Consider the following 14,106-nt stretch of genomic DNA (forward strand, 5'->3'; position numbering starts at 1 on the left):
CGGGTCCCGCCGCCGTTTCGCGTTTCTCCCAGCATGGGCCTGCCAGGTCCGAGCGAAGGAGAGGGCGATGGACGCGCACCTGGTTGAGCAGGCACTGGTCAYGGCCGGCGTCGTGGGCGGCCTGCAATGGCTGATGAAGCGGGGCGGCCCGCGCCTCGGTGGCTGGGTGGCGGCCGTGCCGGTCACGTCGGCGCCCGCGCTTTTCTGGCTCAGCCTGGAGCATGGTGGCGGCTGGGCGGCCCAGGCTGCCACGGCTGCCCTTGTCTCAACCGGGCTGACGGCCGTGTTCGCCCTCGTCTACGGCCGCGGCTGCGTGCGGCGCTGCCCGGCGGCGTGCACGGCGCTGGCCCTGCTGGCCTGCGTGACCCTCGGGGCACTCGTGCAGCCCCAGCTTGCCGGCGGTTTGGTGGCTTCCTCGCTGTTTGCCTTCGCCGCGATGGCCTGGGCCGGGCTCGGCCTGCCGCGTGCTGACACTGCACTGCGGCGCCGGGCCGAGCCCGACCCTCGGCGCGAGCGCCGCAGCCGCTGGCTGGTCATGATCGTGGCCGGCGCGCTGACGCTGCTGACGGGGGTTCTGAGTGGCGCGGCCGGGCCGACGCTCTGCGGCCTGCTGGCGGCCGTGCCCATCGTCGGCATCTGCACCATCGTGGCCACGCACAGGCGCGAAGGCTCGGCCCTGACGGGCGCGCTGCTCAAGGCCTATGTGCAGGGCTCGCTGGCCAAGGCCGTCTTTCTTGTCGGCCTGGCTGCGGGCCTGACCGCGCTGCCCGTGGCCTGGGCCTGGCCGCTGGCGCTGCTGGTGACCGTGCTGGCGCTGACCGGGCAGCAGCTCCTGCCCCGGCTCTGGGCTGGCAGGCGCTAGATCCGGCCCTGGAACAGCAGCCGCTCCGCCAGCTGTCGCCGTGCCGGAGGCTGGGCGGGCAGGCGCTCCAGCATGGCGATGACGGGCTCGCAGGAGGCCGCGCCGGAGCCGGCAGGCGCGTCTGCCCACAGCCGCCCCAGCATGCCCAGCGCAGCGTTGCCGACCGAGCGGTCCAGCACCTCCATCTCGATGGCACTCGGCGGCTTGGGCAGCCAGCGCGGCGGCGCACTGTTGGCGACTTCCAGCAGCCACTGCGCCTCGCGGACCTGGGCGTCCAGCGGCAGTTGCTGGCGAGCGACCAGGCGGCCATCGAGCAGGTCCCGGCAGGCGGGCCTCGCGCCGGGCTGGGGCGGCGTGCGCAGGGCCTTGAGCTGCTCGCCGACGATCTGCACATAACGCCGCCGCAGCACGGCGTCCGTGCCGTTGATCAGGGCCGGCATCTGGCGCGCCAGCGGCGCCAGGGCGGCCGCCTGCACGTCCTCGTCCGCCGCGCCGGCCGAGCGCGCCGCCAACATGCGCTGGGCGACCGTGGCGATGGTGCCTTCGGTGCGCCGCTCCAGTGCCTCCCAGACGGGATGCATGCGCAGCGCGTCGTCGAAGTCGGCCAGGCTGGCGTTGGCGGGCGGCAGCGGGATGGCCAGCGTGCGCGGCGACGGCGCGATCAGCGCATGCGCCTGCAAGTCCTCGCGCGGCACGAACCACATGCTGCGCGACGAGGTGCGCAGCGTCGTGTCGATCATGCTCTCGGGCAGGCCCAGCTCGCGGTAGGTCTTGGCCAGGTGCTGGTTGGCCAGTTCCTCGAAGACCGGGTTGTAGGTGCCGGTGGAGGCGCGGTGGAAGCCCAGTTGCCCCTCCGGCGCCAGCTGGCGCGGGTTGCCGGCCAGGAACACCAGCGTGCAGGCGCTTGCGCAGGTGCCCACGGCGCGGGCCTCGTGGCGGTGTGCCTTCATCGCGCTGGCCATGCGCTCGGCCTCGCGCACGCGGCCACCGGGCGATGACAGCTCCACGCGCTTGAGGTCGCGGGCGGCTTCGCTGCCCAGCAGGGCGCGCAGGCGTTCGCCGTCGCCCATGCCGATGACGCCATCCAGCCGCAGGCTGCGGCCATCCGCCGAGAAGCTGAACTTGGCCTGGCCGATGGGGTCGATGCCGCGCGCCATCTGCCAGAACTCGCCCAGGTTGGGCAGCAGGCCGAACAGCACTGAAATGACCAGCTGCAGCGCGCCCAGCACCAGCGTGATGCGGGCCAGCCAGCCCCACAGCGCCGAGCCGCGGTCGCGCAGATAGGCCGTGGCCGAGCGCCAGGCGCCGACGATGCACCAGGCGTCCAGCGCCATCAGCAGCGGGAAGCCGACGAGTGTGGCGATGGCGCTGATCTGCAGCGAATCGCCCTTGACGCTGATCCAGCTCATCAGTCCGGTCAGCAGGAACGCGAGCGGCGTGGCGACGAGGAAGTTGTTCAGCCAGTAGCTGCGCACCAGGCTCTGCTCGCCGCGCCAGTGGGCCTTGAAATAACCCGTGCTGGGCGCAGCGGTGACCCGTGCACGCGGGCGCGGCGCGGTGCGCGGCCGGTGCGAGGCCTGCTGCCAGGCCGCGGGCTCGGCAGCCGGCACGGCGGCCGCGATCGCGTGGTGGTCGACCTGCGTGGGGTCGGCGTAGGGGCGGGGCGGTCGGGCGTCGGTCATGGCCGACGCAGCTTACTGACGAATGCGGCGCCGGCCGAGGTTGCTATTCACCGCAACTGTCGGGACGTGCCGGCGCTAGGGATGGCGCCGCCCGACGCGCTGCCTACGATGCCCAGGCCTTTCACTGAACGGAGCGAAGCCATGTCATCCCGACCCCTCCTGCTGGCGACGTTTCTGGCCGCTTCGTTGGTGGCTGTGACGGCCCAGGCCGGCTACGTCATCGACGAGTTCAATACCGCGCAGTCCTATTCGGCCTGCAACTTCCCGGGCTTCAGCGGCACGAATGGCGACATGGTCTTTGGCAACCGGCTGCTGTCGGGGGCCTGCCCCAACAAGTTGACCGGGGGTGTCAATGCCAGCGTCGCCGCCGGCACCATGACCTTCAACTTCGGCAGCCTGCAGGCGGATGTCGGCCTGTCCGTGCGCAGTGGCGCCGACCCGACCGCCCTCATTCCCGGCCCGGTGGGCCCGCCGGTGGATATCACCCAGGGGGGCGTGAACAACGCCTTCGAGATCGCCATCCTGCCGACCACCGAACTGCTCTTGTCGATCTCCATCGATGGTCTGGCCGGGACGGCCTCGCTGTCGAGGACCGTGGCGGCGTCTAGCAGTTGGGAGATCCTGACCATCCCCTTCAGCGACTTCATCGACGGTGCTGCGATTGCCACGAATCTGACGATCTTCCGCTACACGCTTGCCGACCCCACGCCCGAGCCGGGCGGTCTGTTCGGCGGGGTCACCACTGCGGGCTCGGGGCAGCTGGATTTCATCCGCGCCGTGGGTGGCGTGGTGCCTGAGCCCGGCACGGTCCTGCTGGTGGCGCTGGGGCTGGCGGCGCTGGGCTTTGCCGGGCGTCGCCAAAGCTAGGTTCGCCCGACATCCTGCAGCGGCAGGGTGCGCCCTGCTCGCCTTCCGGATCGGGCCAGAGGCGCCTACCGCCCTGCAACCCGGTCGCTGAGCGGCATGCGTCCTAGGCCGGAATGCACAGACCCGTCTCCAGCACATTGGCGGCATCGCTGAACTCCAGCTCGTCGATGTGCCGACGCACGCGTTCGAACGAGCCCTTGCTCAGGAGCTCTTGAAGCTGTGGGGAGAGGCCATTGAAGCGCTCGATGGCCGACATGCTTTGCTGGCGCAGCAGATGGATGAAATTAGGCCGGTCCCCGCAAATGCCATCGAGGCCTTCCCGACGCGTCACGAATCAATGCACAAAGAGCCCCTAATTTGCCCGCCTGACGGAATTTTTCCGCCACCGGGCACCGCGACAGCATCAGCGGGCAGCTCAGCCCCGGTAGTTGTCCTGCATCGGGTAGCGCCGCGCCACCAGCGCGAACAGCGCCGCCGCCACCAGCGCGAAGCCGGCGAAGAAGAACATCAGGCAGGCCGTCTCGCTGTAGCCGCTGGACTTGATGGCGGCCAGCGCGCCCGGGCTCTTGACGCTGACGTTGGACAGCAGCACCCACAGGTTGCCCACCGTCACCGACAGGCTCCAGAAGCTCATGATGGTGCCCTTCATGTCCAGCGGCGCCTGGCTGTAGGCGAACTCCAGCCCCGTGGCCGAGACCAGCACCTCGCCCAGCGTCAGCAGCGCATAGGGGAGGATCTGCCAGACGATGCTGACGGTCGAACCCTCGTCCAGCCACAGCTGCAGCACGCCCGCGACGATCCACGCCGCGCCGGCCAGCGCGATGCCCACGCCCATGCGGCGCAGCGCCGTCACCTTCAGGCCCATGCGACCGAGCATGGGGTAGAGCACCAGGTTGTTGAAGGGGATGAGGATCATCACCAGCGCCGGGTTCAGCGCCTGCATCATGGACGACTGGAACCATTCGGGCTTGGCCATCTGGTCGGCCTGCAGCACCCAGGTCGAGGCCTTCTGGTCGAACAGCGACCAGAACGGCGTGACCAGCGCAAACAGCACCAGCACGCGCAGCACGGCGCGCACGCCGTCCACGGCTTCATCGGGATGGATGCCGCGCGCGCGGTCCAGTTGCAGCCACGCGCCGACGCCGCCGAAACCCATCACCAGCACCAGGGCCAGACAGACGGCAGCGATGATGCCGAGGCTGGCCATCTGGCTCAGGCTGTAGGCCGCGCCGAGGACGCCCAGCGCCGCAACCGCCATGCCCAGCTCGCCACCCTTCAGCGCCGTCCACACCACCTTCAGGAAGTTGTGCGGGTTGGCGCCGCGTGCCGGCTGGTGGATGTACTTCTTGCGGCCGCTCCACAGGATGAGGGTGGCCAGCGCCATCAGCACGCCCGGCAGGCCGAAGGCGACGCTGGCGCCGTAGCTCTTCAGCACGATGGGCATCAGCAGCGACGCGAAGAAGCTGCCGAAGTTGATGATCCAGTAGAAGGCGTCATAGACCTTCTGCGCCATCGAGCGGTTGCTCTTGTCGAACTGGTCGCCGACGAAGGAACTCACCAGCGGCTTGATGCCGCCCGAGCCCAGCGAGATCAGGAACAGGCCGAAATAGAAGCCGCGGATGTTGTTCTCGAAGATGGCCAGGCAAGCGTGGCCCGCGCAGTAGACGAGGCTGAGCCAGAAGATGGTGGGGTACTTGCCGAAGAAGCGGTCGGCCAGCCAGCCGCCCAGCAGCGGGAAAAAGTAGACGCCGATGACGAAGGTGTGGAACACCTCCTTGGCCTCGGCCTTGCGCATGCTCTCCGGCACGGCCAGCAGCAGGCTGGTCATCATGAACACCGTCAGGATGTTGCGCATGCCGTAGAAGCTGAAGCGCTCGCATCCCTCGTTGCCGATGATGTAGGGGACTTGCGGCGGCATCTTGGCCGCAGGGCGGGCCGCGGTGGCGGCGACGGCGGTGACAGTGGTCATCATGGGGGCCTGGTGGTTGGGCTCTGAAAGTGAGAACGCCGCCCGGCTTGTGGCCGAGCGGCGTTCCATGAGGTTGGATCAGCCGGTCTAGATCATGCCTCGAAAGGCAGCTTCACCTGGCTCAGGTCCTTGCGGGTTTCCACGAGCACCAGCGGGCCCTCGTCGGCGACCACGACGGCTGCCGGCTCGCGGCCCAGCGGGGCCGGTGCGGGCTCGGCAGCGATGGCGGCCTGCGCGGCGGCGATCTTGTCGGCGTCGGAGTTGACCCAACTCAGGCCCACGCCTTCGGCGATGGATTGCAGTTCGCCCAGCGGCAGCTTGAAGGCTTCGACGACCGGTTGTTCCGGTGCCGGTGCCGGCGCGGGCGGCGGCGGAGCCACCACCGTCACGGACGCCACGGGTGCGGGGGCCTGCACGGGCGCCTGGACTGGCGCCGGAGCGCTGGCCATCGCGTTCTCGATCAGCGAGCCCTGGGTCGGGGCGGCCTCGGCGGCCACTGCGGCCTCGTCACCGGCGGCGGCTTCCTGGCCGTCGACGGCGCCTTCCTCGCGGCGGCTGCGGTTGCGATTGCGGCCACCACGGCGGCTGCGCTCGCGGCCTTGGCCCTCGCCAGCGTCGTCGCCCTCGGCAGCGGGGGCTGCGTCGGTGGCCACGGCATCAGCGGCAGCTTCGGCCGGGGCTTCTGCGGCGCCTTCCGGCGCGGCTTCGCCGTCAGCCGTCGTGCCTTGCTCGTCACCACGGTCGCGGCCACCACGGCGGCGGCGGCGGCCACGGCCCTGGCGCTCTTCGCCGGCCGGCGTGTCACCGGTCGTGGGCAGGCCGGCTTCGGCCTGGCTGTCGACGAAGGCGGGCGGCGCGTCGTGGATGGCGGCTTGTTCCTCGGTCAGCGGTGCGGCCAGCGGCAGGGCGGCCTCGACGGGGGCCTTGTCCTGACGCTCGCCACGCGGGCGGCGTTCGCCACGCTCACCACGGTCACCGCGTTCCTGGCGATCCGGGCGTTCGCCGCGCTCGGCACGTTCCGCGCGCTCGGGGCGCGCTTGCTGCTGTTCGGGCTTGTCGCCACCTTCGCCGCGCGGCTTGCGGTCGCCGCGCTCGCCACGGTCTGCGCGGGCTTCCTGCGGCTTGCCGTCACGACGGCCACCCTGGCTGCCGCGTGCTTCACCACGCTCGCCACGGTCACCGCGCTCACCACGGCGGCCACCGTCGCGGCCACGGCCGTCACGGCCGCCTTCGCGCTTAGGCTTGTCCGTCGGAGCAGCCGGCGCCGGCGGCGGGGGAGCGACCACCTTGGCCGGCGCGGGCGTGTCGCCACCGCCGAAGAAGCTGAACAGGCGGCTGAAGAAGCCCTTGGATTCGGCAGCCGGGGCCGGCGGCGGGGGTGCGATCACCTGGGCGGGCGGCGCAACGACGGGTGCAGCAACCGGGGTTGCGACGGGCATCGGCGCGGGTTCCGGCAGGATGCCCTTGATGACCGGCTCCTGCCTGTTCTTCTTCTCGATGTCGCCGCGGCGCGTGATGCCGACCTCGTCGGTCGGCTCTTCGATCATCGTGTAGCTGGCCTGCAGGTTCTCCAGACGCGGGTCGTCGTGGCGCAGGCGTTCCAGCTTGTAGTTCGGCGTTTCGAGGTGCCGGTTGGGCACCATCAGCACGGTGACGCGCTGCTTCAGCTCGATCTTGGTGATCTCGGTGCGCTTCTCGTTCAGCAGGAAGGAGGTCACTTCCACCGGCACCTGGACATGCACGGCGGCCGTGTTGTCCTTCAGGGCCTCTTCCTGGACCATGCGCAGGATCTGCAGTGCCGAGGACTCGGTGTCGCGGATGTGGCCGGTGCCGTTGCAGCGCGGGCAGGTGATGTGGTTGCCTTCGCTCAGCGCCGGGCGCAGGCGCTGGCGGCTCATTTCAAGCAGGCCGAACTTGCTGATGGAGGCGAACTGCACGCGGGCACGATCGCTTCGCAGCGCGTCGCGCAGGCGCTGTTCCACGTCGCGGCGGTTCTTGCTCTCCTCCATGTCGATGAAGTCGACAACGATCAGGCCGCCCAGGTCGCGCAGGCGCATCTGGCGGGCGATTTCGTCGGCCGCTTCGAGGTTGGTGCGGGTCGCGGTTTCCTCGATGTCGGTACCGCGGGTCGAGCGGGCCGAGTTGACGTCGACCGACACCAGCGCCTCGGTGTGGTCGATGACGATGGCGCCGCCCGAGGGCAGGTTCACCGTGCGGCTGTGGGCCGTCTCGATCTGGTGCTCGATCTGGAAACGGCTGAACAGCGGCGCGTCGTCACGGTAGCGCTTCACGCGATGGCCCTGGTCGGGCATCACGTGGTTCATGAACTGGTGGGCCTGCTCGAACAGGTCGTCSGTGTCGATCAGGATYTCGCCGATGTCSGMSGTGAAGTAGTCGCGGATCGCGCGGATCACSAGCGACGAYTCCTGATAGATCAGGWASGCGCCCTTGCCRSCCTTGGMSGCGYCRTCRATSGCGSTCCASAGCTTGAGCATGTAGTTCARGTCCCACTGCAGYTCGGGCGCSGTGCGGCCGATGCCGGCGGTGCGCGCGATCAGGGACATGCCCTTGGGGTASTCGAGCTGGTCGAGGTTTTCCTTCAGYTCCTCRCGGTCYTCGCCYTCGATGCGGCGCGAAACGCCACCGCCACGCGGGTTGTTGGGCATCAGCACCAGGTAGCGGCCGGCGAGGCTCACGAACGTGGTCAGCGCCGCGCCCTTGTTGCCGCGCTCTTCCTTCTCGACCTGGACCAGAAGTTCCTGGCCTTCCTTGATCGCGTCCTTGATGGTCGCGTTCTTGACGTCGGTGCCTTCGCGGAAGAACTGGCGCGAGATTTCCTTGAACGGCAGGAAGCCGTGGCGGTCCTCGCCGTAGTCGACGAAGCAGGCTTCGAGCGAAGGCTCGACCCGCGTCACGACGGCCTTGTAGATGTTGCCCTTGCGCTGCTCGCGGCCTTCGATTTCGGTCTCGAAGTCCAGCAGCTTTTGGCCATCAACGATTGCGAGGCGCCGCTCTTCCGGCTGCGTCGCATTGATCAGCATGCGTTTCATGTCATCTCCTCGCGCGCCGGGCGGCTCATTGGCCGCCGCAAAACGCGCACGTTCATCACGCTGCCCGAGAGCAGCTCAAGATGCACGGGCGACGAGAAGAACCGAGGAAGGAATCGCCCTGGACCGAAAGCGCGACTGACCGGGGGGTCAGCGTGCAGTCGGCGTTGGCGCGTGCGCCGCAGCAGCACTCAAGCGAGCCGAGCCGCCGGCTCCCGCGCGCACCCGCCCAGCCAATGGCTGGGGCAGGGCGGCCACACCGGCATCAAGCCGGGGCCGCAGAGGTGCGTGTGGGGGGAGGGGCATGCTCATCCGCGTGGGCTGCTGGACGCTGGTGACAGCTCACGTCGGCCGGAGGGCCTAAGCGTTCTGTCGCCATGGAAACCTTGTTGTCTGCGAGCGCCGTGGGCTTGTCAGCTGCGGGGCTCGCGGGTTCTTGTGTCATCGCTCTGCCGCGTCGGGCAGTGGGCCGTTCACTCACTCAGGGAGGAAACCTGCCGACCACCGTTCGCGTTGCATCGCCTGTGGCCGCCGGGCCTGCGCCCGTCAGCCACACGTTACCGCCGCTAAAATCAAGCAAATCAAATACTTACGGCAGCAACGTGGTGAAAAGGATTATAGGGGCAGGCCAAGTGCCGCCCGACACCACGCAAACCCCTGCCACGGCACCTGCCGTGCGCAGGGTCACGGTGGATGAAGGCTCGGCCGGGCAGCGGCTGGACAACTTCCTGCTGCGCGAGCTGAAAGGCGTGCCCAAGACCCATGTCTACCGCGTCATCCGCGCGGGCGAAGTGCGCGTCAACAAGGGGCGCGCCCACGCCGACACGCGCCTGGAGATCGGCGACGAGGTGCGCATCCCGCCCGTGCGCCTGCCCGAGCGGGCGGCCCAGCCCGAGGCGCCGGCGCGCGAGTTCCCGGTCGTGTTCGAGGATGAGCACCTGCTGGTCATCGACAAGCCGGCCGGCGTGGCCGTACACGGCGGCTCTGGGGTCAGCTTCGGCGTCATCGAGCAACTGCGCCGCGCCAGGCCGACCGCCAAGTTCCTGGAACTGGTTCACCGGCTGGACAAGGAAACCTCCGGCTTGCTCATGATCGCCAAGAAGCGCAGCGCGCTGGTGGCGCTGCAGGATCAGCTGCGCGAGCGCGAGACGGGCAAGACCTACGCCGCCCTGGTCTGGGGCGACTGGCCGGCCAAGCTCAAGGTCATCGACGTGCCCCTGGTGAAGTTTGTTGGCGGCGACGGCGAGCGCTGGGTGAGGCCGGGCAAACTGGAGGAGGCGGAGGCCAAGCGGTCGATCAGCTTGGTGAAAGTGGTGCAGCGAACGCCGCAGTTCAGCCTGCTCGATGTGACCATCAAGACCGGCCGCACCCACCAGATCCGAGTTCACCTGCAGCAGGCCGGCCATTCAATCGTCGGTGACCCCAAGTACGGCGACTTCGAGCGCAACCGCGAGCTGGCGCGCGGGCCGGCGAAGTTCGACCGGATGTTTCTGCATGCGCGGCGGCTCCAGGTGCAGCATCCGGCGACGGGGGAGGCGCTGGTCTGCGAGGCGGCGCTGCCCAGGGCCTGTGAAGATCTCTTGAGGCCTGCTGCATGAGTTGGCGGGGCCTGGCAGGCTCTGTGTGGGCGAGCATGTCCTTGCTCGCGGCCCATCAGGCATCGGCTTCCTACATTCCACCGCCTGAGCCTCTACCGATCCGGTTCGAAGCAGGCCGTGAGCAACTGACAGCTGCCGGCGAAGCTGCCGTGGATCGCCTGGCTGTTCGCGGCGCGCAGTGCAGCGATGGCCGCCTGCGAGTGGAGTTGCGCCATGCGCCGGGTGTGGCGCCCGAGCAGGTCGCAGCCCGCTTCAAGCGTATTCGCCAGCGCCTTGCTGGGCTGGGGTTCGAGGCGATCTACGTCAACCTGGCATCGAAGGCCGGCAAGGCGGCGCCCGACATGGTCCAGGCTTCTGTGGCGTCGAACGGCGACGTGTATTGCTGGGGCACGGATTCGGCGTTGCTGCGGCATTGGGTGGATGAGGTGTCTCGGCATGCGAGCCGCACGCATTCCCGTGAGCCTGCCTTCTGGTCGCGGATGGCGCCGGCAGTGCGACGAGATGACCTGGCGCTGACACTTGCTGAGGCGGCCTACTGCCAGCGACCGGAAGGGCCTTGGCTGTCGCCCTGTGTGATGCATCCCGAGGTTTTTGCCTGGCTGGCTGACCGCGTGGGGCGGCACCAGGCGCGAGAAGCGCGTGAGAGCTGGCTGCTGGCGCTCTGGGGTGCTGCCGATGATGCGACGTTCGCAAGGTGGCAGAAAAGGCTGCGCATCCCGGAGTTGTCTCCGGAAGCCAGGGCCTGGAAGCTGCCATCACTGGTTTCCAGCGATCTCGCGTGGCCGGACGTGGAGCGGCGCTTGCTTGAGCCGGGCGTCATGCACGCCGTCGGCGCGTGGAGAAGCTACCGGCGCTATCCGGGTGCGGCAGCGCTTGTCGAGGCGGCAGCCAAGCGGCAGCAGATCGGCGTGCTCCCGACGTTGATCGAGGCGGCGGGAACGCAGGCGCGTGCCTTCCACTGGGAGCTGATCCTTGTGGCCGGCGAGGTGGAGAACGATGCCGATGCCCAGCGCTTGATCCGTTTGCTGCCGTCGGGCGGTCCCGTTTTCGTGGACGAGGCCGGATCCATGACGGAGATGTTGTTGCTCGGCGCTTACTGCCCCAATTTCTTCCCTGGGCGCCCGCAACGCTATGCCGACATCCTGGAGTTCTTGCTGGAGCGTGGTTTCCAGCTGGACCCGGAGATGGTCAGGTACATGACGACCAGCGCGATGCGTTCTTCCGACGGCGATTGCCGGCTTGAGGCCCTGCCTGGCGAACCCCAGCGCTTTCGTCGTATCACGTCACCCTGAAGCCAGGGCTGCGTTGTGCAGCGCCGACAATCCACCCATGACCACTCGCCCTCAACGCTTCGACCTGATTGCCTTCGACTGGGACGGCACCCTGTTCGATTCCACCGCGCTGATCGCGCGCTGCATCCAGCGCGCGGCCGTGGACATCGGTCTGCCCGAGCCGGAGTTCGAGAACTGCCGCTACGTCATTGGCCTGGGCCTGCGCGATGCGCTGGAGCATGCGGTGCCCGGCCTGGCCGAGGAGCGCTACCCCGAGCTGGGCCTGCGCTACCGCCATCACTACCTCGCCTCCGAGCACGAGCTGTCCTTGTTCGAAGGCTCGCTGGCCATGCTGGAGGAACTGAAGGCCCGCCACCATTGGCTGGCCATCGCCACCGGCAAGAACCGCGTGGGCCTGGACCGGGTGCTGGCGTCCAGCGATCTGGGCCATCTGTTCGATGCCACGCGCACGGCGGACCAGACACGCTCCAAGCCCCATCCGCAGATGTTGCTGGAGCTGATGAAGGAGTTCGGCGTGGAGCCGGAGCGCACGCTGATGATCGGCGACACGACGCATGACCTGCAGCTGGCGGCCAACGCCGGCGCGCCCTGCGTGGCGGTCAGCTTTGGCGCGCATGACCACGAGACCTTTGCCGAGTTCAAGCCGCTGTTCGTCGCGCATTCGACGCGCGAACTGCATGACTGGCTGATCGCGAATGCCTGAGCACGACGCCGCGCCGCCGCAGCGCCTGTGTGCCTCCGCCGAGCTGGAAGAGCGCGGCAAGGCGGTCAGCTTCGACGTCATCCAGTGGCGCGAGCCGGTGCGCGCCTTCGCGCTGCGCTTCGACGGCCGGGCCGTCGCCTACCTCAACCGTTGCGCGCATGTGCCCACCGAGATGGACTGGCAGGAAGGCGAGTTCCTGGACGGCGACAAGCGTTTCATCATGTGCAGCATCCACGGCGCCGTCTACGACCCGCTGACCGGCCAATGCCTGATGGGCCCCTGCAACCGCGGTCGCTTGACCAAGATCGAAGTCACCGAGCGCGACGGCGAGGTCTACTGGCAACCGACGCGCGACACAAAACCCGCTTTTGAAGATTGATATGAGCAGCACCTCCGACGACACCCTGCCGCCGCCCATGCAAGAGCCCGTGGGCGTGCCACCCGCGCTGACGCCGCACAACGAAACGTTGCTCGCCCAGCTGGCCCGCGACTTCCTGCGCGAGCGGCGCCTGGAGCGGCGCTGGCGCACGGTGTTCCGCCTGTTCTGGCTGCTGCTCGCGGCGCTGCTGATCTATAGCCTGTGGCAGCAGGGCCGGCATGTCACGCCGTCGACCGCGCCGCACACCGCCCTCGTCGAGGTGCGCGGCGAGATTGCGGCCGACTCCGAGGCCAGCGCTGAACTGCTGCTGGCCGCGCTGAGGGACGCCTTCAAGGACGAGGCGGCCCAGGCCGTCGTGCTGCGCATCAACTCGCCGGGCGGCAGCCCGGTGCAGGCGGGCATCGTCTACGACGAGATCAAGCGGCTGAAAAAGCGCTACGACAAGCCGGTCTATGCGGTCGTCGAGGAGATGTGTGCCTCGGGCGCCTACTACATCGCTGCTGCGGCGGACGAGATCTATGTCGACAAGGCTTCCATCGTCGGCTCCATCGGCGTGCTGATGGACGGCTTCGGTTTCACCGGGCTGATGGACAAGGTCGGCATCGAGCGCCGCCTGCTGACCGCTGGCGAGAACAAGGGCATGCTGGACCCGTTCAGCCCGTTGCAACCGAAGCAACGCGCCTATGCCCAGGCCATGCTGGACCAGATCCACCAGCAATTCATCGCCGTCGTGCGCGAGGGCCGCGGCAAGCGGCTGAAGGAAACGCCGGAGACCTTCTCTGGCCTGTTCTGGAATGGCGAGCAGGCCGTGGCCATGGGCTTGGCGGACCACTACGGCAATCTCGACTACGTGGCCCGCGAGGTTGTGAAGGCCGAGGACGTCATCGACTACACGCCCAAGGACAACGTCGCCGAGCGGCTGGCCAAGCGCTTTGGCGCGGCCGTCGGCGCGGGCGCCGTGAAGGCGATGAAAGAGATGGCGCCGCTGCGCTGATTGCGGCCGCCCGAAGCGGCGCGCCACTCAAAAAAAAGCCGCAGCCGGTGAGGGCTGCGGCCTGCGCGGAGCGCTTGCGCGCTTACTGCGTCTTGGTTTCGGTCTTGGCGGCCACGGTAGCGGCGGGCTTGGCCTCGGCGTGCTTCTTCATGTGCTTGTGCGCATGCTTGGCGGCGCTGGTGGCTTCGGCCGGGGCGGCGGCAACGGCGGGCGTCGCAGCCGGAGCGGGCTTGACAGCAGGCGTTGCAGCTGTGACCGTGGCAGCCGCCGTCACAGGTGCGGTCGTCGCGGCAGCGGTGGCGGCGACAACGGGCTTCGCGGTGGCTGCCGGCGTGGCAGCGGGGGTCTGGGCCATGGCGACGCCCGAGACGAGCGTGATGAGGGCGGTGGCGATGGTGGTCTTCAGCGTGTTCATCTTGAGTGCTCCAGGGTGTTTGGGGTTGCTTGGGCTTCGCGAAAGTTCGAAGGACTTCGCTAAAGCTTGTGTCCACAACGACACCTCTTTGCAGCACGTTGACGGCGTTGCAAAGGCTTACACCGCGCAGAATCAGCCCTCATGAATACCGCCTCCCACTTCAACTGGAGCGCCGGCTATCCCAGCCGGCGCAGCCCGCTGTTTGCCCGCAACATCGTCTCGACCTCGCACCCGCTCGCGGCCCAGGCGGGCCTGCAGATGCTGCGGCAGGGCGGCAATGCCGTCGACGCGGCGATTG

At 68.7% G+C, this 14,106-nt stretch carries 12 protein-coding genes; 7 read left to right on the forward strand and 5 right to left on the reverse strand.

Going from position 1 to position 14,106, the window contains the following annotated elements; genetic code table 11:
- The first annotated feature begins 67 nt into the window (after positions 1 to 67).
- The gene (locus ACXRVZ_RS20050) at positions 68 to 862 is read left to right on the forward strand and encodes a hypothetical protein (RefSeq protein WP_458232756.1); all 795 of its coding nucleotides are present in this window, start codon (positions 68 to 70) and stop codon (positions 860 to 862) included.
- On the opposite strand, the gene ACXRVZ_RS20055 is transcribed toward ACXRVZ_RS20050, so the two are convergent.
- Positions 859 to 2,544, reverse strand: a complete 1,686-nt coding sequence (locus tag ACXRVZ_RS20055; RefSeq protein WP_457423676.1) for a hypothetical protein — start codon at positions 2,542 to 2,544, stop codon at positions 859 to 861. The two genes, ACXRVZ_RS20050 and ACXRVZ_RS20055, sit on opposite strands and share 4 nt — an antisense overlap.
- A 141-nt stretch (positions 2,545 to 2,685) precedes the next feature.
- Between ACXRVZ_RS20055 and ACXRVZ_RS20060 the strand changes: the two genes are divergently transcribed.
- On the forward strand, positions 2,686 to 3,411 hold the full coding sequence (locus ACXRVZ_RS20060) for a PEP-CTERM sorting domain-containing protein (RefSeq protein ID WP_457423678.1): 726 nt from the start codon (positions 2,686 to 2,688) through the stop codon (positions 3,409 to 3,411).
- Between the two features lie 103 nt (positions 3,412 to 3,514).
- Here ACXRVZ_RS20060 and ACXRVZ_RS20065 read toward each other — a convergent pair whose 3' ends face one another.
- The 3 genes from ACXRVZ_RS20065 to ACXRVZ_RS20075 all read right to left on the reverse strand — a co-directional run bounded on the left by ACXRVZ_RS20065 (position 3,515) and on the right by ACXRVZ_RS20075 (position 8,430).
- A complete protein-coding gene (locus ACXRVZ_RS20065; protein WP_457423680.1) occupies positions 3,515 to 3,742 on the reverse strand; it encodes a hypothetical protein in 228 nt (75 codons plus the stop codon).
- A gap of 84 nt (positions 3,743 to 3,826) precedes the next feature.
- The gene (locus ACXRVZ_RS20070) at positions 3,827 to 5,380 is read right to left on the reverse strand and encodes a POT-type proton-dependent oligopeptide transporter (protein ID WP_457423682.1); all 1,554 of its coding nucleotides are present in this window, start codon (positions 5,378 to 5,380) and stop codon (positions 3,827 to 3,829) included.
- A 92-nt stretch (positions 5,381 to 5,472) separates the two neighbouring features.
- The gene (locus ACXRVZ_RS20075) at positions 5,473 to 8,430 is read right to left on the reverse strand and encodes an Rne/Rng family ribonuclease (protein ID WP_458232757.1); all 2,958 of its coding nucleotides are present in this window, start codon (positions 8,428 to 8,430) and stop codon (positions 5,473 to 5,475) included.
- Positions 8,431 to 9,032: 602 nt separating this feature from the next.
- On the opposite strand from ACXRVZ_RS20075, the gene ACXRVZ_RS20080 reads away from it, so the two are divergent.
- From ACXRVZ_RS20080 to ACXRVZ_RS20100, 5 genes are read left to right on the forward strand one after another with little or no spacing between them, the layout of a single operon-like run.
- Positions 9,033 to 10,025: an RluA family pseudouridine synthase gene (locus ACXRVZ_RS20080; RefSeq protein WP_457423686.1), complete on the forward strand. Its 993-nt coding sequence runs from the start codon at positions 9,033 to 9,035 to the stop codon at positions 10,023 to 10,025.
- Positions 10,026 to 10,060: 35 nt separating this feature from the next.
- A complete protein-coding gene (locus tag ACXRVZ_RS20085; RefSeq protein WP_457423688.1) occupies positions 10,061 to 11,317 on the forward strand; it encodes a hypothetical protein in 1,257 nt (418 codons plus the stop codon).
- 37 nt (positions 11,318 to 11,354) lie between these two features.
- On the forward strand, positions 11,355 to 12,020 hold the full coding sequence (locus ACXRVZ_RS20090; protein ID WP_457423690.1) for an HAD family hydrolase: 666 nt from the start codon (positions 11,355 to 11,357) through the stop codon (positions 12,018 to 12,020).
- Positions 12,013 to 12,399: a Rieske (2Fe-2S) protein gene (locus ACXRVZ_RS20095; protein ID WP_457423692.1), complete on the forward strand. Its 387-nt coding sequence runs from the start codon at positions 12,013 to 12,015 to the stop codon at positions 12,397 to 12,399. Before ACXRVZ_RS20090 ends, ACXRVZ_RS20095 begins: the two co-directional genes overlap by 8 nt.
- Before the next feature lies 1 nt (position 12,400).
- Positions 12,401 to 13,393: a S49 family peptidase gene (locus ACXRVZ_RS20100; protein ID WP_457423694.1), complete on the forward strand. Its 993-nt coding sequence runs from the start codon at positions 12,401 to 12,403 to the stop codon at positions 13,391 to 13,393.
- A gap of 82 nt (positions 13,394 to 13,475) precedes the next feature.
- Here ACXRVZ_RS20100 and ACXRVZ_RS20105 read toward each other — a convergent pair whose 3' ends face one another.
- A complete protein-coding gene (locus ACXRVZ_RS20105) occupies positions 13,476 to 13,808 on the reverse strand; it encodes a hypothetical protein (protein WP_457423696.1) in 333 nt (110 codons plus the stop codon).
- Positions 13,809 to 14,106 lie beyond the last annotated feature (298 nt).

Source organism: Roseateles sp. P5_E8, assembly GCF_054177665.1.